We start from the raw sequence: 17,981 nt of genomic DNA, 5'->3' as shown, positions 1-17,981 counted from the left end.
TGGGCCGCTTTCCTCAACGGAGAACGGCCCAGCACACTCACCCCGCCGAAGCTGAAGCTGCCTTGACCGCCGCCTCGACCTCGGCGAAGGAGGGGTTGACCATCGCCCGGGAGCCGACGATCACCGTCGGCACGGTCTCGTTGCCGTTCGCGACCTCGCGCACCCGCGCGGCCGCCGCCGGGTCCTCCCAGATGTTGATCGCGCGGATGGTGAAGCCGCTCTTCGACAACGGGCGCTCCAGCGCGGCGCAGAACCCGCACCCCGGCCGCCAATAGAACTCGACTTCGACGTTGCTCATCCGTTCTCCTCCGACCGCAAGTAGTCCAGCTGCGCCTGCACGCTCCACTCGGCGGGCGCCCACAGCGCCCGGTCGACGTCGGCGTAGACGACCTCGACGACCTGGCGCGGGGTGGCGTCCGCCCCGAGCGTCTTCAAGGCCGAACGCACCTGGTCGAGCCGCTGTTCCCGGTGGGCGAGGTATTCGCGTGCGGTCGCGGGCAGATCGGGGAGCTCCGGGCCGTGGCCGGGCAGGCCGGCCGTCCCGGCCGGCAGCTCGATCAGCTTCCGCAGCGAACGCAGGTAGTCGCCGAGGTCGTGCAGCACCGTCGTGCCGCGCCCGAGGATGGTGTCGCCGGTCAGCACCTGGCCGTCGAGGACCAGCGACACCGAGTCGCCGGTGTGCCCGGGGGTGTGCAGGACGCGGAGGGAAAGGCCGCCCGCCGAAATCACTTCGCCGTCCACAAAGGACGACGCGCCGAGGCACAGCGCGGGGTCGAACGCCCGCACCGGCGCGCCGGTGCGCTCGGCGAACCACGGCGCGCCCTCGGCGTGGTCGGGGTGGTGGTGCGTGAGCAGGATCAGCTCGACCGGAGCAACAGAAGCCAGCAGCTCGAGGTGCTCGAGGTCGCGGTAGCCCGGGTCGACGACCACGGCCGGGCTCGACGGCGTCGCCCGCAGCACCCAGCTGTTGGTGCCTTCGAGCGTCATCGACGACGGGTTGTTCTCCAGCAGCACCGACGCCGTCGCGGACACCTGGCGCAGCACGCCGTACGCCGGGGCGCTCATCGCCGCTCCAGCACGACGCGGACGTGGTCGTTCTCACGGATCAGCGTCGGGGCGATCCGGACGATTTCGCGCGGCGCGTTCAGGACGTCGTCCGCGGTGGCGAACGCCGCCAGCTCGCTCAACGTCAGCCAGGTCGGCGGCATCAGCATCCGGCGGCCCTCGCGCGCGTCGGCGATGGCGTCTTCCGGGCGCTGCCAGCCGGAGCTCGACGCCTCCGAAGTCGCCCCGTCGGCCTCCTGGCCTTCGGGCAGCTTCGCGACGTAGAACCGGGTGTCGTACCGGCGCGGTTCCTGCTCGGGCGTGATCCAGTGCGCCCACGGGCGCAGCAGATCGGCCCGCAGGGTCAGGCCCGCGCCGGCGAGGAACCCGGCCAGTGACACCTCCCGCGTCTCCAGGGCCTGGCGGGCCGCCGCGTACGGCGTGACGTCGGTGAGCACCGCGTTCGCGCCGCCCGCGAGCAGCACGCCGGACTCCTCGAACGTCTCGCGCACGGCCGCGCAGGTCAGTGCCCGCGCGAGCGCGTCGTCGCAGCCGAACCGCGAAGCCCACCACGACGGGTCGGGCCCGGCCCACGCCACCGACGTGTCGGCGTCGCGCCGGTCGACGCCGCCGCCGGGGAAGACGGTCATCCCGCCGGCGAACGGCATGCCCTTGACCCGGTGCTGGAGGAAGACCTCGACGCCGTCGGCGCCGTCCCGGACCAGGATGACGGTGGCCGCGTCCTTCGGCGTCGCCGGCGGGCCGTCGGCGTTGGCGCGGGTGGCTACCCCGGCGCCGACCGGGATGTCGAAGACGAACTCCGTTGGCTGCTCCACCCGGGCAACATACCTCCGCCACCCGACGTCCCGTCGCGCAGTTGTGGCACGCCGGACACGGAAAAGGCGGCACCTCCCGGAGGGGAAGTGCCGCCTTCTCACGAAAAGCGTCCTACGGAGCGGTCCAGCCGCGCTGGTCGCCACCGGAGCGGGACGCGCCGTTGAGACGCATCTTCGCCGCCTCGGCCCGTTCGCGCTCGGCCAGCTCGGCGTGCAGCTCGCGCAGCAGCGCCCGGTCGCGCTCGCTCAGGCTCGGGTCGTCCAGGTCCAGCGCCGGCAGCTCGACGACCTCGTGCATCGACGGCTTGCCCGCGGCGATCTCGCGGCCCTTCTCCGGGTCCTCGGCCAGCGCCTGCCGCAGCTGCGCCACCTCGGCCGGGGTCAGGTCGGCGGTGCGCTCCGCCCGCGTCTCGGACCGCGCCTTGCGGGGCGGCTCGGGTGCGGGCGGCGGCGACACGATCGGCACCACCGGGGCGACCGGCTCGGGCGGCGCCGTCGTGGTGCTGCTCGACCGCATGCTGTGCCGGCTGCCCGACTCCGCGAGCGGCTCCGACGTCACCGGGGGCGGCGGCTTCACGGGCTCCGAGCGGTACGACGACGAACTCGACGTCGTGCTCCCGGTCACCCACGCCGGCGACGCGGCGGCCGAAGCGGCCTGGTGGTACTCGGAGTGCGCGACGCCGGGGCCGCTGACCTCGACGACCGAGTGGATCCCGGCCCGGCGCAACGCCGTGTCGACGCGGAAGGCGACGGCGGGCGGGTTGCCCTCCGGCCCCAGCTCGACCAGCACCACCCGCTGCGGCAGCGCGCCCGGCACGCTGCCGGCCGGGGTGTTGCGCCACACCGCGTGCACCGACCGGACGTCCGGCAGCACCTGCAGGGTCCGGTCGAGCGCCTCGGCGATGCCGAACTCCGGGCCGTTCTCGCCGGTGAACCGGTGCGTGCTGACCGGCTCGGCCTCGTCGACCAGCAGATCGTTCGCCAGCGTCGCGTCCGACCGGCTCATCTCGAGGACCAGCGCCAGCTCGCGCTGCTCGGCGGAGCTGACCGGGATCCGGCCCGCGATGAGCGTGCCGGTGGTCAGCTCGACCGCCTCGTCGATGTGGGCCCGGGCGATCAGCTCACGGGCTTCCGTGAGCGCGCTGTCGTCGATCCGGCCCGCCAGGGCCAGCAACAGGTTGTGCAGGCGCAGGGGCACCGAGAACCCGTCCATGGGCGGGCCGTCGTGGACCTCCACCATTGCCTTGCTCCCTCCCAGCTCGCTGGCGGGCGAGCGTTATGCGGCTACTAGCCGGCTTCCCGTCACCGCGCCCACGCAGACCAGCTCTGAGTCGGCCAGCGCGGCCCGGTGGTAACCCGGCAGGTCGAAGCGCGGCGGGATGACCTCGACGCTGGGCTCTTCGTCGCCCAGAACGCGCAGCACGCGCTGCAGTTCGCCGGTCAGCCTCGGCAGCCCCGCCTGCGCGGTGATGAGCAGGACGCGCTTGGCGGTCCCCTGCCCGACCACACCGACGTGCCGCCAGCTCTGCCGCACTTCCCCCACGTCCGGGCGACCCCGCAACGTTGCGTGGATCAGAACGGACACGGAGTCGACCGAGTTAACCCATTCGGGCGCACTCGACGTGAATGTGTACCGGTTCTCGGAGACGTCGTCTACCCCCAGCGTCGAACTGACCTGGTGCCAGTCGGCGCCGTGCGGGATGAGCCCGGCCACGAGCAGGCGGTACTCCGTCTGGTCGAGGTCAATCCTGTGCTTAAGCAAAGACCTCGGCAGGGTCCGGGCGAGGGTGCCCATGGCCCCTTCGCCGAGCCAGTCGCGGAACCGCCACAGCAGCTGGTCGGGCAGCCGCCCGGCGAGCCGGATCAGCAGCTCGTGGGTGGACTGCTCGATGTCCGGGTCCATCACTGCACCTCCACGATCAGTTCGACCTCCACCGGCGAGCCGATGGGCAGCTCCGCGACGCCGACGGCCGAGCGGGCGTGGATGCCCGCGTCGCCGAAGACCTCGCCGAGCAGTTCGGACGCGCCGTTGACGACCGCGGGCTGACCGGTGAAGCCCTCCGCGGAAGCCACGAAGCCGACAACCTTGACGATCCGCGCGACGTTGTCAATGCCGACCAGCGCGTGCACGGCCGCGAGCGCGTTGAGCGCCGAGGTGCGGGCGTGGCCCTTCGCCTCTTCGGGGCTGATCTCCGCGCCGACCTTGCCGGTCGCGGCGAGCACGCCGTCGACGAAGGGCAGCTGGCCGGAGGTGTAGACGTGCTTCCCGCTCTGGACGGCGGGCACGTACGCGGCCAGCGGGGCCGCGACGCCGGGCAGCTCGATGCCGAGCTCCTTCAGCCGTTCGCTCCAGGTCACCGGGTCAGCCCTTCGGACGCTTCAGGTAGGCGACGTGCTGCTCGCCGCTCGGGTTCGGCAGCACGGTGACCAGCTCCCAGCCGTCCTCGCCCCACTGGTCGAGGATCTGCTTCGTGGCGTGGATCAGCAGAGGGACGGTGGCGTACTCCCACTTGGTGGCGCTCATGGATCGGAGCGTAGCCAAGCGGGCAAGACCGCCGGGGAGGGCCGCCGGATTTCGGTCCGCGACGCGCCGTCGCCACCCCGGACTGTGGCCCATCTCACGTCCGGTTCGAACCGCTAGCGTGGGTCCGTGGACACCTGGCGCGTGATCGCGACGGCACTGCTCGCGGCGGCCGGGCTGCCGCTGATGCTCGTCGTGATGGCGAAGGTGCGCGACCGGACGCAGAGTTCCGGCCAGGTCGCGCTCGGCGGGGTGATCACCTTCACCCTGCTGGCCGTGGTGGGCGTGCTCACCCTCACCGTGCTGCCCGGCCTCGTGAGCTGGGCGCTCGTCGCGGCGGTCGCCGCTGCGGTCAGCGTCATGCTGCTGGCCAGCTGAGCACTGATTTAGGGTGAAGAAGTGACCATTTCCCATGCCGGCTGGACCGACGAGCTTGCCCGCGCCCGGCTGCACTTCGTCACCGGCAAGGGCGGGACGGGCAAGACGACGCTGGCCGCCGCGCTCGGCCTCGCGCTCGCCCGCGAAGGCCGTCGCGTGCTGCTCATCGAGGTCGAGGGCCGCCAGGGCATCGCCCAGCTCTTCGACACCGAGCCGCTGCCCTACGCCGAGCAGCGCATCGCGTCCGTCCCGGGTGGCGGGGAGCTGCGCGCGCTGCACATCGACGTCGAAGCCGCGCTGCTCGAGTACTTCGAGATGTTCTACAACCTGGGCTTCGCCGGCCGGACGCTGCGGCGGATGGGCGCGATCGAGTTCGCGACCACGCTCGCGCCGGGCCTGCGTGACGTCCTGCTCACCGGGAAGATCAAGGAGTGCGTCGGCCGGACCGAGTCCGACGGGCGGCACACCTACGACGCCGTCGTCGTCGACTCGCCGCCGACCGGCCGGGTCGTCAAGTTCCTCGACGTCACCAAGGCGCTGACCGACCTCGCCAAGACCGGCCCGATCCGCGGCCAGGCCGACGGCGTCGTCCGCCTGCTGCACTCCGGGGAGACCGCCGTGCACCTGGCCACGCTGCTGGAGGAGATGCCGGTGCGCGAAACCGTCGAGGCCGTGGCCGAGCTGGACGGCGCCGACCTGCGCCCGGGCGCGGTGCTGGTCAACCGGGTCCGGCCGCCGCGGCTGCCCGCCCGTTCGGTGACCGCCGCCGCGGACGGGCGCGTCGACGCCTCCCGCGTCCGCACCGGGCTGGCCTCCGCCGGGTTGAAGCTGCCGCAGGAAACCCTGGACGCGCTGGTCGACGAGACCGTCGAGCACGCCGTGCGGGTCGCCGCCGAACAGCGGGCCCGCGAGCAGCTCGCCGAGGCCGACCTGCCGACCCTCGAGCTGCCCGACATCACCGACGGCATCGACGTCGCCGCCCTCTACGAGCTGGCCGAAGCCCTGACCGACCAGGGGGTGCGGTTGTGACCACCATCGACATCGACGCGTTGCTCGATGCCCCGGAAAGCCGCGTGATCGTCTGCTGCGGCTCCGGGGGCGTCGGCAAGACGACCACGGCCGCGGCACTGGCCCTGCGCGCGGCCGAGCGCGGCCGCCAGACCGTGGTGCTGACGATCGACCCCGCGCGCCGGCTGGCCCAGGCGCTCGGCCTGCGCGAACTCGGCAACCACCCGCGGCAGGTGCAGGTCGAGGGGTTCGAGCCGAAGGGCGAGCTCTGGGCGATGATGCTCGACATGCGCCGCACCTTCGACGACATGGTGCGCGTGCACGCCGGCCCCGAGCGCGCCGAGCAGCTGCTCCAGAACCCCTTCTACCAGACGATTTCCACGTCGTTCTCCGGCACGCAGGAGTACATGGCGATGGAGAAGCTGGGCCAGCTCGCCGCCACCGGCGAGTGGGACCTGATCATCGTGGACACCCCGCCGAGCCGGTCCGCGCTGGACTTCCTGGACGCGCCGACGCGGCTTTCCTCCGCGCTGGACGGCCGGATGATCCGGCTGCTCACCGCCCCGGCGAAGGCCGGCGGCTGGGGCCTGCGCAAGGTGGTCAACGCCGGGTTCTCGATGTTCGCCAAGGCGGTGTCGACGATCATCGGCGGCCAGCTGCTGACCGACGCGTCGGCGTTCATGCAGGCCTTCGACAGCATGTTCGGCGGCTTCCGCGAGCGCGCCCGCAAGACCGCGGAGCTGCTGCGTTCGTCCGGGACGTCGTTCCTGGTGGTGGCCGCGCCGGAGCCGGACGCGCTGCGCGAGGCGTCCTACTTCGTGGAGCGGCTGTCGGCCGAGTCGATGCCGCTGGGCGGGCTGATCGCGAACCGGACGCACCCGGTGCTCGCGAAGCTTTCGGGCGCGGAGGCGCTGGCGGCGGCCGAGTCGCTGCAGGAGGGCGACACGAACGCACCGCTGGCCGAGGCGGTGCTGCGACTGCACGCCGACCGCGTTGAGCTGGCGGCGCGCGAGGAACGGCTGCTGGCGCGCTTCACCCGGGCGCACCCGGAGGTGGCGCTGGCGAAGGTGCCGGCACTGGCCGGCGACGTGCACGACCTCGAGGGCCTGCACGACATCGGCGTGAAGCTCGCCGGCTGACCTGCCCACACCCGTCGTGAGTGGTAACGAGGGTTCTAACCCGCCTTACCACTCACGACCGGGTGCGGCAGGACGTTCAGCCGACCGAGACGCGCTCTTCCGCGTCCCTCTTGGCCGCTTCGAGCAGTTCGGCCCAGCTCACCACGTCGGGACGGCGGCGCAGCAGAGCTCGCCGCTCCCGTTCGGTCATGCCGCCCCAAACGCCGAAGTTGATCCGGCCGTCGAGCGCTTCGGCGAGGCATTCCGTGCGGACCGGGCAGCCCATGCAGACCGCTTTCGCGCGGTTCTGCTCCGCACCCCGGACGAACAGGCCGTCCGGATCGGCGTCCCGGCAGGACGCGTTGATTCGCCAGCTCGACTGGTTGGTTTCCATACCCCCAGCTCCCTACCCTGGTGATCGACGCACCAGCGGGGGAAAGGCACTGCGCTCCTTGCCCCCGCGAGCGTGTCTCCCTCAGCTCACGTCGGTTACCCGGGCACCTCCCCGGTGCCGGTGCCGCCGTTCGGACCAGGCGAGCTCCCACCCGCGTTGATCCATCCGTCGGCTTTTCTTCGTGAGACGTTGACGGACTGTAGGGGCCCTCGGTTCCCCCCGTCGAGACCCAGAATGCCCTCCGTTACCAGTTGTCACCGAAGGGGGGCTGTTTTGTCACTGAATTCACACCTCCGGAGACACGGCGTCACCGCCGCCCGATCCGTTCCGGGTAGCCTGGCCCTCGTGCGAAAAGCGGATGGTTTGTTCAAGCTCATCGGCCTCTGCCTGCTCGCGGGGGTGCTCGTCGCCGGCATGCTCTTCCCCGTCGTGGGGGCCGCCGGGGTCATGTCCAACCAGGCCAGCGAGACGGTGGAGAAGACCTCCTCCGACCTCGCGGACATCCCGCCACCGCTGGTGACGACGGTCACCGACAGCACCGGCAAGCCGATCGCGACCCTGTACAGCCAGTACCGGCTGCCGATCAACGAGAACCAGATCAACGAGGCCATGAAGTGGGCCCTGGTCTCGGTCGAGGACAAGCGGTTCTACGAGCACCACGGCGTCGACTGGCAGGGCACGCTGCGCGCGGCCGTCAGCAACAGCACCGGCGCCGACACCCAGGGCGCCTCGTCGCTGACCCAGCAGCTCACCAAGAACTACCTGATCAACGTCGTCTACCGGAACGACCCGATCGGCCAGAAGAAGGCTCAGGAACAGTCGATCTCCCGCAAGCTCAAGGAAGCGCGGATCGCGATCAACCTCGAGACGAAGCTGACCAAGCAGCAGATCCTGGCCAACTACCTCAACATCGTCGAATTCTCCCGGCAGATCTTCGGGATCGGCGCGGCGGCGCACGCGTACTTCGACACCACCCCGGAGAAGCTCACGGTGCCGCAGGCCGCGCTGCTGGCCGGCCTGGTGAACAACCCGATCAACAACGACCCGTGGAACCACCCGGACAAGGCCACCGCGCGCCGCAACCTGGTGCTCGACCGGATGGTGGACAACAAGAAGCTGGCGAAGGCCGACGCGGACCGCTTCAAGGCCGAGCCGCTGGGCGTGGTCCCGGACAACCCGAAGAAGCCGCCGGCCAACTGCATCGGCGCGGGCCCGGAGGCGGGCTTCTTCTGCCAGTACGTCGAGGACTACCTCCTCAAGGCCGGCGGGATGACGAAGGACCAGCTCTACTCCGGCGGCTACACGATCAAGAGCACGCTGGACGAGCGCGCCAACCACGAGGCGAAGGCCTCGGCGGAGGCGCAGGTCAACAAGACCCAGCCGTACGTCGCGAACACGTTGTCGCTGATCAAACCGGGCAAGGACCGGCACGAAGTGGTCGCCTTGGCGGCGAACCGCGACTACGGGCAGAACCAGGCCGCCGGTCAGACGACGTACGCGTTGCCGGCGGGTGTGTACAACACCGGTGGCGCGGGGTCGACGTTCAAGATCTTCACGTCCGCGGCCGTACTCGACAAGGGCATCGCGGGGATCTACTCACCGGTGGAAATGCCGGACAGTTACACCTCGCACGTGTTCACCACCCAGAAGGGCGGGTGCAGCACCATTCCGACCGGGAAGCCGGCCAGCTACTGGTACTGCGTCGGCAACGCGGGCGACTACAGCAAGGCCGCCGCGAACGCGACGCTCCAGACGGCGCTCGCGACGTCTCCGAACACCACGTTCGTGGGGCTCGAGGACCAGCTCGGCAGCACCGGGCCGGCCATCGACATGGCCAAGCGGCTCGGCCTGCGTGAAACGATGGCCAGCAACACCGGCGGCGGCCCCGTCGACCCGAACGTCAAGGCGAAGAGCCAGAGCCAGGCGGAGGCTTACGGCCCCACCGGGAACAGCCCGGGGCTCGGCGCGTTCACGCTCGGGTTCAGCCCGGTGAGCGGCTTGGAGATGGGCAACGTCGCCGCGACGATCCTCTCCGGCGGCGTCTGGTGCCCGCCGACACCGATCGCCGCGGTGACCGACCGCAACGGGGCACCGGTGCCGATCAAGGAAGCCCCGTGTGAGCAGGCGGTGCCGGAAGGCTTGGCGAACACCCTCGCTGTCGGCATGAGCAAGGACGACCAGCCGGGCGGCACCTCGTTCGCGGCGGCCAACGGCGTCGGCTGGGACCGCCCGCTGATCGGCAAGACGGGCACGACGCAGGGCAACGTGTCGGCGGCCTTCGTCGGCGGCACCCCCCAGCTGGCCGGCGCGGCGATGACGTTCAAGTTCGGCGGCGGCCAGGGCGGTATCTGCGACGCCGGCCCGGGCAACGTCCGCGTCTGCGGCGGCGGCAACATCTTCGGTGGCAAGTCCCCCGCGCGCACGTGGTTCGGCGCGATGAAGAACATCCTGGACGCCAGCCAGCCGGTGATGCAGCTGCCGGCTCCGGACCCGAAGTACATGGGCGGCGGCCCCCGCTAGATCCGGCCGCGGCGGCGGGGCGGGAGGTGCGGAACCTCCCGCCCCGCTTTCGTCTCGGTCAGCCGCTTCCCATGTCCACCAGGATCAACGAGTTCCACCACGCGTAGAGCTTGTCGAGGTCGTCGGCGGTGCTGACCTTCGTGGACAGCAGGATGCCCGCCACCAGGTTCTTCTTCTCGGTCCACACCAGCTGGGCCGGGTCGCCCAGGAAGCAGGTCAGGTACTCGCCCGGGACCGGGTTGCGGACCTCCGCCCGGTAGTACGTGCCCCAGATCTTGGGGTACGTCTTGGGGCGGCACGCACCTTGGGCGTCGTTGCGGGCGAGGCCCTGCGTCCTCACGATGTTCTGGAAGAACGCGTCCATCGCCGCGGCGTCGGCGAAGCGGAGGAATCGCGCGCCGGTCGGCTCGGCGAACCACACGTTGCCGATCTTGACGTCTCCGACGGTCGAACCGGCGCACTCGACCGCCGCGACCGCTCCGGCGGGCGCTGCCGCGTCGGTGCACGTCCGGTAGATCGGCGGTACCGCGGCGGCCAGGCGCTCGTCGTGGGCCGGCTTCGATTCCGAAGTGGACGGTGGAGCCGACGTCTCCGGGGACGGTTCCGTCGGCGGCGTGGACGGCTCACCGGTCGTCGGGGGGTTCGTCGTCGGTCCCGGTCCGGCCGTCTGCGTCGTCCTGTCCCGCGTCACGACGTACGTGATCACCAGCGCCACCACGACGATGCCCGCCAGCACGGCGCACAGCGCGATCCACCGGTTCCGCTGCGACTTCGCGGGCGGCGCCGGCGGCGGCGCGACCGGGGCCGGGAACCGGGCGCTCGGCGGTCCGGTGAACGGTCCCGTCGGCGGGCCCGGGTGCGGCGCGGTCGGGAGCGGCATCGGCCGCGGCGGGGTCATCGGCGCCGGAGCAGCTTGCGGCACCACGCCCGGCAGCGTCTTCTGCCACGTCGGGATGGGCGGTGCCGGTGCGGTCACCGCCGCGGAGACGGCGTCGGCGAACGCCCCCGCCGTCGGGTACCGGTCCGCCGGGTTCTTCGCCATCCCGCGCGCCACCACCGCGTCCAACGCCGGCGGCAGGCCCGGGCGCGCCCGGGAGAGCACCGGCGGCGGGGCGGTCAGGTGCGCACCCATCTGCGCCGCCGCGCCCTCCGCCGGGAACGGGCGGTGCCCGGTGAGGCACTCGAAGAACACGCACGCCAGCGCGTAGACGTCGACGAGCCCGGTGATCGGGGCGTCGCCGAAGCGTTCCGGCGCCATGTAGTCGAGGGTGCCGATCACGTTGCCGGTGCCGGTGATCGACGTCCCCTCGGCGGTCATCGACCGCGCGATGCCGAAGTCCACCAGGTACACGAAGCCGGCGCTCGTCACGAGCACGTTCGACGGCTTGACGTCGCGGTGCACCAGGCCGTCCACGTGAGCGGCGTCGAGCGCGCCCGCGACCTGCGCCACGATCCCGGCGGCCCGCGCGGGGTCGAGCGGCCCGTCCGCCAGGAGCTCCTTGAGGTCGCGGCCCTCGACCAGCCGCATGTCGAGGTACAGGCGGCCGTCGATCTCGCCGTAGGCGTGGATCGGAATCACGTGCGGTTCCCGCAGCCGCGCGACGATCTGCGACTCGCGGCGGAAGCGCGCGCGGAAGGCTTCGTCGGTGACGAACGGCTCGGACAACAGCTTCAGCGCGACGACGCGGTCGTGCGCCGTGTCGTAGGCGCGGTGGACCTCGCCCATGCCACCGCGGCCCAGCAGGCCCTCGATCCGGTACGGCCCGAACTGCTCCATCGTTCTCCCCAAGCCCCCCGGCTCAAGACCCGTGACAACCGGGGCTTCGCCCCGAGCCGGGGGCTCCGCCACCCGGAACCCCCGAAAGACCCCATTCAGGCCGACGCAGATGCTAAGCGCGAGGTTCCCCGGAACGGCGGCGAAGTCATCCAACTGTTGAGCACGTATCCTGGACTTCGTGAGCACGCTCAGTAACACACGCACGTCGGGGGCGACGGCCGCGCGCCTCGCCGCGGGGACGGTCGCGCTGGGAGCCGCGACCCTCGGTTACGCCGTGGGCATCGAACGGCGCCGCTGGACCCTCCGCACCGCCGAACTCCCGGTGCTGGCGCCCGGGTCCCGGCCGTTCACCATCCTGCACGTCTCGGACCTGCACATGCTGCCCGGCCACCACAGCAAGCAGCGCTGGGTCGCCGCGCTCGACGAGCTGAACCCGGACCTCGTCGTCAACACCGGCGACAACCTCTCGCACCGGACAGCCGTCCCGGCGGTGCTGCGGGCGCTGGGCCCGCTGCTCGACCGGCCCGGCGTGTTCATCTTCGGCAGCAACGACTACTACGCGCCCAAGCCGAAGAACCCGGCTCGCTACCTGATGCCGCGGGGCAAGAAGAAGCGCATCCACGGCGTCCAGCTGCCGTGGCGCGACCTGCGCGCGGCGTTCGTCGAACACGGCTGGACCGACCTGACGCACGTCCGCCGCACGATCGACGTCGGCGGGCAGCGGGTCTTCGCGGCCGGCGTCGACGACCCCCACCTGCGCCGCGACCGCTATGCCGACATCGCGGGCCCGGCCGACAGCGGCGCGGCCGTGCGCCTCGGCGTGACGCACTCGCCGGAGCCGCGGGTGCTGGACACGTTCGCCACGGACGGTTACGACCTCGTCCTCGCGGGCCACACCCACGGCGGCCAGCTCCGGCTCCCGGGCTACGGCGCCATCGTCACCAACTGTGACCTGGATCGCAGCCGGGCACGGGGGGCGTCGCGGTGGGGAGCGCACATGTGGCTGCACGTCTCGGCCGGGCTGGGGACGTCGCCGTGGGCCCCGGCCAGGTTCGCGTGCCCGCCGGAAGCGAGCCTGTTGACGCTGGTCCCGCGCGGATCAGGCACCGAGGAACCGCGTAAGGCGGCCCGCCGGAAAGCCCGTGACACGGTCCGCTAGACTTCTCCACGACCCGTTAAGCAGTACCTCGGGGTGTGGCGCAGCTTGGTAGCGTGCCTCGTTCGGGTCGAGGAGGTCGTGGGTTCGAATCCCGCCACCCCGACGAGAGCGCCGAGAGGGCCGGTGTGCTGGCGGAAAACGCCAACCACTCCGGCCCTCTCGGTGTTTTTTGGGGTCGAACCCCAAACCCCGCCGGGCGGCTTCGCCCCCGGACCCCCGCGCGTCCCGGCTATCGCGTGGCCGTCACCTCGACCCAGCACTGGCTGAAGTCGCCGTCCCCGCTGCGCACCCACGTCTGCGCCGAACGAGCTGCGCTCGCCAGCTGGTCGCGGTCGCGGCCGAACTGCGGGTCCGCCACCGCCTCGCTCAGCCGGGACTCCACGTACTTCGCCAGCCCCCGGTACGTCATGTCCTCGCGGTAGCGGGCGCGCGAGACGATCCCGGTGAACCCCGCGGACGCGCAGTGGTCCGTGATCGAGCGGCCGGCGAACGGGTCGCCGCCCGCGCGGCGGCGCAGCAGGTAGTGGCCGCGCAGCGCGGCGTCGACGTTCGCCGTCTTCGGGCGCAGGCGGGCCTTGCTCCAGTCCGATGTGGACAAGGCCAGCCGGCCGCCGGGGCGAAGCACCCGGTGCAGCTCGGCCAGCGCGTCCCGCGGGGCGGCCAGGTGCTCGAACAGCGCATGGGAAAACGCCACGTCCACGCTGCCGTCCGCGAACGGCAGGTCGTACGCCGACGCCACCAGGAAGTCCACTGTGGAGCGTCCAGCGCGGCGGGCCGCGTCCCGGGCCATCGCCACCTGGCCCGCGTCGCGGTCGACGCCCGTCACCCGGCCCTCCGCGGCCAGGCCCAGGGTGATCGAGCCGGGGCCGCAGCCGAGGTCGACCACCCACATCCCCGGCCGGAACAGGGGCTGGGCGAACGTCGCGCGCTCCGCCGACGTGCGCGCGGACATCATCGACACCGCGTCTCGCCCGTAGCCCGGCGCGTAACCCTCCAGCACCCCGCACACAGTACGGCCAGAAGGTGGCAGGATCGAGGGGTGAGCACGCAGTCAGCCAAGCAATTCCCGCCCGCGGTGGTCCCGGACCGGCTGTTCGACGACGCCGAAGCCGAAGCCCGCTGGCGCGCCCGCTTCCACGCCCCGCGCATCTCCGTGCCCGAGTGGGCCCGCGACGCCCCTGACGCCAACGTCTACGTCTCCAACGCCAGCGGCGTCTGGGAGGTGTACGCCTGGAACCGCGCGACGGACGAGCACCGCCGCGTCACCGACCGGCCCAACGGCACCCTGCACTCGACGCCGTCCCCGGACGGCGAGTGGATCTGGTGGTTCGACGACACCGACGGCGACGAGTTCGGCGCCTGGGTCCGCGAGCCGTTCGCCGCGACCGAGGGCAGCAAGCCGGAGAAGGCCGTCCCGGACGTCCACGACGGCTACCAGGCCGGGCTCGAGATCGGCGCGAAGATCGTCGCGGTCGGCGTCTCGACCGACGACGGCAGCGAGCTGTTCGCCCGGATCGGCGGCGAGACGCGCCGTTTCTACAGCCACCCGGACGACGCCGGCATCGCGTCCCTGTCCCGCGACGAGAGCCTGATCGCGATCTCGCACTCCGAGCACGGCGACTCGCGCCACCCCGCGCTGCGGGTGCTCGCGACCGACGGGTTCGAAGCCGTCGCCGAAAAGTGGGACGGCGAGGGCAAGGGTCTCTCCGCGCTCGAATTCTCCCCGCGGCCCGGCGACCAGCGGCTGCTGGTGGTGCACGAGCGGCGCGGCCGCGAGGAGCTGCTGGTCTGGGACGTCCAGGCGGACACCGAGACCGAAATCGAGCTGGACCTGCCCGGCGAGGTCGTCGCGGGCTGGTACCCGGACGCGCGCGCCCTGCTCGTCGTCCAGTTCCACGAGGGCCGCAGTTCGTTGTACCGCTACGACCTCGACACGGCTGCATTGTCCTCAGTGGACACTCCGGCCGGCCGGATCGGCGGGGCGGGCGTCCGCCCGGACGGCACGGTCGAGTACTCGTGGTCCAGTGCCGCCGAGCCGACCGCGGTGCGGGCGCGGACCACCGACGGCGCCGACGCGATCCTGCTCGAACCGCCGGGTGAGCGGGCGCCGGGGTCGGAGCCGGTGACCGACGCGTTCGTCGAAGGCGTCGGCGGCCGGATCCACGCGCTGTTCTCGCGGCCTTCGGGCGCGCCGGACGGCCCGCTGCCCACGGTGTTCTCCCTGCACGGCGGCCCGCACGCGGCGGACGAGGACCGCTTCTCCGCCTACCGCGCGACCTGGCTCGACGCCGGGTTCGCCGTGGTCGAGGTCAACTACCGCGGCTCGACCGGCTACGGCTCGGCCTGGCGCGACGCCATCGAGGGCCGTCCCGGGCTGACCGAGCTCGAGGACGTCGCCGCGGTCCACGACTGGGCCGTCCAAACCGGACTCAGCGACCCGGCGAAGTGCGTCGTGAACGGTGCTTCGTGGGGCGGCTACCTGTCCCTGCTCGCGCTCGGCACGCAGCCGACGCGGTGGGCGGCGGGTGTCGCCGGGGTGCCGGTGGCGGACTACGTCGCCGCGTACGAGGACGAGATGGAGCAGTTGCGCTCGTTCGACCGCGGGATCTTCGGCGGCTCGCCGGAGGACGTGCCCGCGGTGTACCGGGAGTGCTCGCCGATCACGTACGTCGACGCCGTGACGGCGCCGGTGCTCGTGCTGGCCGGCGACAACGACCCGCGTTGCCCGATCCGCCAGATCGAGAACTACCTCGAGCGGCTCGGCGGCCGCGACCTGCACCACGAGTTCTACCGCTACGACGCGGGCCACGGCTCGCTGGTGATCGCCGAGACGATCAAGCAGACGTCGATCGAGGTCCACTTCGCACTGCGGGCCCTCGGCCTCCGCTGACGCACCCGCCGGGAGACCTGCCCGGTCTCCCGGCGGCGGCTCAGCGTTCGGAGTGCAGGACGCCGCCGGTGGCCCAGTGGTCGGCACCGACCTCGACGAGCGTCACCTGGACACCTTCGGGCTTGCCGCCGCAGGTGCGGATGAAGGCGTCGGTCAGCTCCCGGACCAGGGCGCTCTTCTGGGCCGGCGTGCGGCCGGGGAACATGGCAACGCTGATCATCGGCATGGCGGCTCCTGCAGGTAGGCGACGCCCGGAAGCTAGCACCACGCCGGGATGGCGGCCGCGTACTGGGGTACGAGCCGCGCCCCCAGTGACGCCTTCATCTCGGCCATCTTCTTGCCGAACACCACGGACGCGCGCCCGTTCTCGATCGCCCAGCGCACCGCTTCGCCGTAGAAGTGGAAGTACAGGTTGGGCCGGCCGCCGTCCTCCGGCCGGAGCGCACCCCAGTGCCGCGCGATCGGCTGCGCCGGGTGGTCGAACAACGTCGCCAGGGCGAGCAGCCGGCCGGTACGCGTGTCCCGGTACTCGATCACCCCGACATCGGGCTGACGCAGCAGCGCCGTCAGGTAGCCGGTGAAGTGCGGCAGCGGCACGATCGGCACGTCGCGGTGCTTGCGCTCGTTCACCCGGAGCACCTCCGCGACGGCGACCGGGTCGGCGTCCTTCCCCGGCACGAACCGCACCTCGGCCGACGGATCGGCGTCGAAGGTGCGGAAGATCTTGCGCAGGTTCTGCTTCCGCTTCCGGGCCAGGGAGTTCATCCAGTCGTCGCGGCAGCCGAACCCCGCGAGGTCGAGCACGGCGATGTCCTCGGTCTGCCGCACCAGCCGGAACCGGCCGGAGACGGCGTCCCGCCCCGCCGCGCCGATCTGCCGCAGCAGCAGCCCGCCGAACCCGGGCCCGAGCACGGCCCGCATCGCCGGGACGTACGTTTCGAGCAGCCGCCGCACGCCGCCGTCGGCGTCGTCCTCCGCGAACCACCAGCCGGGTTGCGAACTCGCGCCGGGCCCCCGGACGTCGAGCCCGCCCACGCGGCCCCGGCCGGCACCGGCGAACCGGTACCGCCGGGTGCGGCCGGTCACCCACGCGGCGCTGACCACCCCGCACGGCCGGTCGCCGTCCCGGAACACCGTGATCGGCTGCGGGGTCCGCGCGGCCCAGGCCTGGGTGACGAGCACCTCCCAGCTCCAGTCCGCCCGGAGCCCGGCTCGCTCGCGCAACGCCGTCCAGTACGCCGGTTCCGGGTCGTGGCGCGGGTCGAGGACGTCGATCATCGGCCCAGCACCGGCCGGGGCACGGCCACCGAGAACAGGCTCCGCGTGCCGAAGCCCAGCGCGGACTTCTCGGGCAGCATGGCCCGGCCCGCGGTCAGTTCCGGCCGGCGGGCGGCGATCATGTGCGCCACGCACTTCGCGTAACAGTCGACATAGAGCCCCTTCCGGCCACCGGCGGCGCTCGGCCGCGCCGCCCAGTGGTGGACCGCGCAGCCGCTCTCGTGGTCGATCATCGTGTTGAAGCCGAGCAGCCGGCCGGCGCCGTCGCGGTAGGTGCGGGTCAGCACGTCCGGCCGCCGGACGAGCGCGTCGAGGTACCCGGACGCGATCGGGCTGCGGGTGTCCAGGTGCAGGCCGCCGACACGCGAGCGCTGGCCGCCCGCCCAGGCGCGTTCGTCCTGCCGGGCGCGGTGGGCGTTGAGGAGCACCGCCAGCTCGTGCGGGTCGAGGTCGGTGCGCCCGAACGCGGCTTCGGTGGCGACGTCGGCGCGCAGGTACCGCCGGACCTCGGGGCTCAGCGACGCCTCCCACTCGGCCGGCGTGGCGTACGTGTTGCGCAGCACGGCGGCCGGATCGATCTCGCGGCTGATCCGGCCGCGGCCCGCCAGCGCCGGCACCAGCTCCGGGTTCATCGCCCGGTAGACCACCCCGAGCAGGCCGGCCCCGACGTACCGCCGCAGTGCCCGTTCGAACTCGCGGATCGCCTCGCGCCGCGAAGGCGCGTCGACGTCGTCGTCGAACACGCACGCGGGATAGCCGCTCAGCAGCGGGAGGTAGACCTCGGCCCAGCGCAGCGGGAACCGGCCACCGGACACCGGCGCGAACTCCCGCGCACCCCAGCCGCGGCACACCATCACCGACAGCCCGCCGACGACCCGGGCGCCCCGCCGGACGACCGCGAGCACCGGCGGGTTCTTCGCCAGCCACGCCTCGCGGCGCAGCAGCTCGTAATCCCACACGGGCGGCAGGCAGCGGCCGCGGAAGCCGGCCCACCCCTCGGGCGGCGGATCGGTCCGGGGGTCGTGGACGTCCACGACCGACGTCGTCGAGGCGGGCGC

Annotated in this window: 19 protein-coding genes and 1 tRNA gene; 7 read left to right on the top strand and 13 right to left on the bottom strand. The window is 72.3% G+C overall.

The window, feature by feature from the left end:
• Nucleotides 1-37: 37 nt before the first annotated feature.
• The 7 genes from C2L58_RS25545 to C2L58_RS25515 all read right to left on the bottom strand — a co-directional run bounded on the left by C2L58_RS25545 (nucleotide 38) and on the right by C2L58_RS25515 (nucleotide 4,404).
• Nucleotides 38-298, bottom strand: a complete 261-nt coding sequence (locus C2L58_RS25545) for a glutaredoxin domain-containing protein (RefSeq protein WP_103340135.1) — start codon at nucleotides 296-298, stop codon at nucleotides 38-40.
• Entirely contained in the window at nucleotides 295-1,065 is a 771-nt protein-coding gene (locus C2L58_RS25540; RefSeq protein WP_103340133.1) for an MBL fold metallo-hydrolase, read from the bottom strand. Before C2L58_RS25540 ends, C2L58_RS25545 begins: the two co-directional genes overlap by 4 nt.
• A complete protein-coding gene (locus C2L58_RS25535; RefSeq protein WP_103340131.1) occupies nucleotides 1,062-1,880 on the bottom strand; it encodes an NUDIX hydrolase in 819 nt (272 codons plus the stop codon). The genes C2L58_RS25540 and C2L58_RS25535 overlap by 4 nt, the downstream gene beginning before the upstream one ends.
• A 112-nt stretch (nucleotides 1,881-1,992) precedes the next feature.
• Complete coding sequence (locus tag C2L58_RS25530; protein WP_103340130.1) at nucleotides 1,993-3,120, bottom strand: hypothetical protein; 1,128 nt, start codon at nucleotides 3,118-3,120, stop codon at nucleotides 1,993-1,995.
• Nucleotides 3,121-3,156: 36 nt separating this feature from the next.
• Complete coding sequence (locus C2L58_RS25525) at nucleotides 3,157-3,783, bottom strand: hypothetical protein (protein ID WP_103340174.1); 627 nt, start codon at nucleotides 3,781-3,783, stop codon at nucleotides 3,157-3,159.
• Nucleotides 3,783-4,238 carry a RidA family protein gene (locus C2L58_RS25520; protein ID WP_103340129.1) on the bottom strand — a complete coding sequence of 152 codons (456 nt, stop codon included), beginning with the start codon at nucleotides 4,236-4,238 and terminating at the stop codon, nucleotides 3,783-3,785. The genes C2L58_RS25525 and C2L58_RS25520 overlap by 1 nt, the downstream gene beginning before the upstream one ends.
• 4 nt (nucleotides 4,239-4,242) lie before the next feature.
• Complete coding sequence (locus tag C2L58_RS25515) at nucleotides 4,243-4,404, bottom strand: DUF4177 domain-containing protein (protein ID WP_003068074.1); 162 nt, start codon at nucleotides 4,402-4,404, stop codon at nucleotides 4,243-4,245.
• 126 nt (nucleotides 4,405-4,530) lie between these two features.
• Between C2L58_RS25515 and C2L58_RS25510 the strand changes: the two genes are divergently transcribed.
• From C2L58_RS25510 to C2L58_RS25500, 3 genes are read left to right on the top strand one after another with little or no spacing between them, the layout of a single operon-like run.
• Nucleotides 4,531-4,779 (top strand): hypothetical protein, encoded by a 249-nt coding sequence (locus C2L58_RS25510; protein ID WP_103340128.1) that lies wholly within the window; start codon nucleotides 4,531-4,533, stop codon nucleotides 4,777-4,779.
• A gap of 21 nt (nucleotides 4,780-4,800) precedes the next feature.
• Complete coding sequence (locus tag C2L58_RS25505) at nucleotides 4,801-5,808, top strand: ArsA-related P-loop ATPase (RefSeq protein ID WP_103340127.1); 1,008 nt, start codon at nucleotides 4,801-4,803, stop codon at nucleotides 5,806-5,808.
• On the top strand, nucleotides 5,805-6,926 hold the full coding sequence (locus C2L58_RS25500; RefSeq protein WP_103340125.1) for an ArsA family ATPase: 1,122 nt from the start codon (nucleotides 5,805-5,807) through the stop codon (nucleotides 6,924-6,926). The genes C2L58_RS25505 and C2L58_RS25500 overlap by 4 nt, the downstream gene beginning before the upstream one ends.
• A gap of 76 nt (nucleotides 6,927-7,002) precedes the next feature.
• Here C2L58_RS25500 and C2L58_RS25495 read toward each other — a convergent pair whose 3' ends face one another.
• Nucleotides 7,003-7,299, bottom strand: coding sequence for a WhiB family transcriptional regulator (locus C2L58_RS25495; RefSeq protein WP_103340124.1), 297 nt, complete (start codon nucleotides 7,297-7,299; stop codon nucleotides 7,003-7,005).
• A 345-nt stretch (nucleotides 7,300-7,644) separates the two neighbouring features.
• Here C2L58_RS25495 and C2L58_RS25490 point away from each other — a divergent pair, with 345 nt between their 5' ends.
• Nucleotides 7,645-9,819: a transglycosylase domain-containing protein gene (locus tag C2L58_RS25490; protein ID WP_233225925.1), complete on the top strand. Its 2,175-nt coding sequence runs from the start codon at nucleotides 7,645-7,647 to the stop codon at nucleotides 9,817-9,819.
• 58 nt (nucleotides 9,820-9,877) lie between these two features.
• On the opposite strand, the gene C2L58_RS25485 is transcribed toward C2L58_RS25490, so the two are convergent.
• The gene (locus C2L58_RS25485; RefSeq protein WP_103340120.1) at nucleotides 9,878-11,596 is read right to left on the bottom strand and encodes a serine/threonine-protein kinase; all 1,719 of its coding nucleotides are present in this window, start codon (nucleotides 11,594-11,596) and stop codon (nucleotides 9,878-9,880) included.
• Nucleotides 11,597-11,774: 178 nt separating this feature from the next.
• Between C2L58_RS25485 and C2L58_RS25480 the strand changes: the two genes are divergently transcribed.
• Both C2L58_RS25480 and C2L58_RS25475 read left to right on the top strand, forming a co-directional pair.
• The gene (locus tag C2L58_RS25480) at nucleotides 11,775-12,755 is read left to right on the top strand and encodes a metallophosphoesterase (protein WP_199191435.1); all 981 of its coding nucleotides are present in this window, start codon (nucleotides 11,775-11,777) and stop codon (nucleotides 12,753-12,755) included.
• A gap of 29 nt (nucleotides 12,756-12,784) precedes the next feature.
• Nucleotides 12,785-12,858: transfer RNA gene (locus tag C2L58_RS25475), tRNA-Pro, on the top strand.
• 126 nt (nucleotides 12,859-12,984) lie between these two features.
• Here the strand turns inward: C2L58_RS25475 and C2L58_RS25470 are convergent.
• On the bottom strand, nucleotides 12,985-13,755 hold the full coding sequence (locus C2L58_RS25470) for a methyltransferase domain-containing protein (RefSeq protein WP_103340118.1): 771 nt from the start codon (nucleotides 13,753-13,755) through the stop codon (nucleotides 12,985-12,987).
• A 39-nt stretch (nucleotides 13,756-13,794) separates the two neighbouring features.
• On the opposite strand from C2L58_RS25470, the gene C2L58_RS25465 reads away from it, so the two are divergent.
• The gene (locus C2L58_RS25465) at nucleotides 13,795-15,645 is read left to right on the top strand and encodes a S9 family peptidase (protein WP_103340117.1); all 1,851 of its coding nucleotides are present in this window, start codon (nucleotides 13,795-13,797) and stop codon (nucleotides 15,643-15,645) included.
• Between the two features lie 40 nt (nucleotides 15,646-15,685).
• Here the strand turns inward: C2L58_RS25465 and C2L58_RS25460 are convergent, their stop codons facing one another.
• From C2L58_RS25460 to C2L58_RS25450, 3 genes are read right to left on the bottom strand one after another with little or no spacing between them, the layout of a single operon-like run.
• Nucleotides 15,686-15,871 carry a tautomerase family protein gene (locus C2L58_RS25460; protein WP_013230573.1) on the bottom strand — a complete coding sequence of 62 codons (186 nt, stop codon included), beginning with the start codon at nucleotides 15,869-15,871 and terminating at the stop codon, nucleotides 15,686-15,688.
• Between the two features lie 32 nt (nucleotides 15,872-15,903).
• The gene (locus tag C2L58_RS25455) at nucleotides 15,904-16,923 is read right to left on the bottom strand and encodes a GNAT family N-acetyltransferase (RefSeq protein WP_103340116.1); all 1,020 of its coding nucleotides are present in this window, start codon (nucleotides 16,921-16,923) and stop codon (nucleotides 15,904-15,906) included.
• On the bottom strand, nucleotides 16,920-17,957 hold the full coding sequence (locus tag C2L58_RS25450; protein WP_103340171.1) for a hypothetical protein: 1,038 nt from the start codon (nucleotides 17,955-17,957) through the stop codon (nucleotides 16,920-16,922). Before C2L58_RS25450 ends, C2L58_RS25455 begins: the two co-directional genes overlap by 4 nt.
• Between the last annotated feature and the right edge of the window lie 24 nt (nucleotides 17,958-17,981).

The organism is Amycolatopsis sp. CA-126428, from assembly GCF_002904335.1.
Classification (GTDB): domain Bacteria; phylum Actinomycetota; class Actinomycetes; order Mycobacteriales; family Pseudonocardiaceae; genus Amycolatopsis.
Note: the sequence above shows the minus strand (reverse complement) of the source record. Positions and strands in the feature narration are given on the sequence as shown.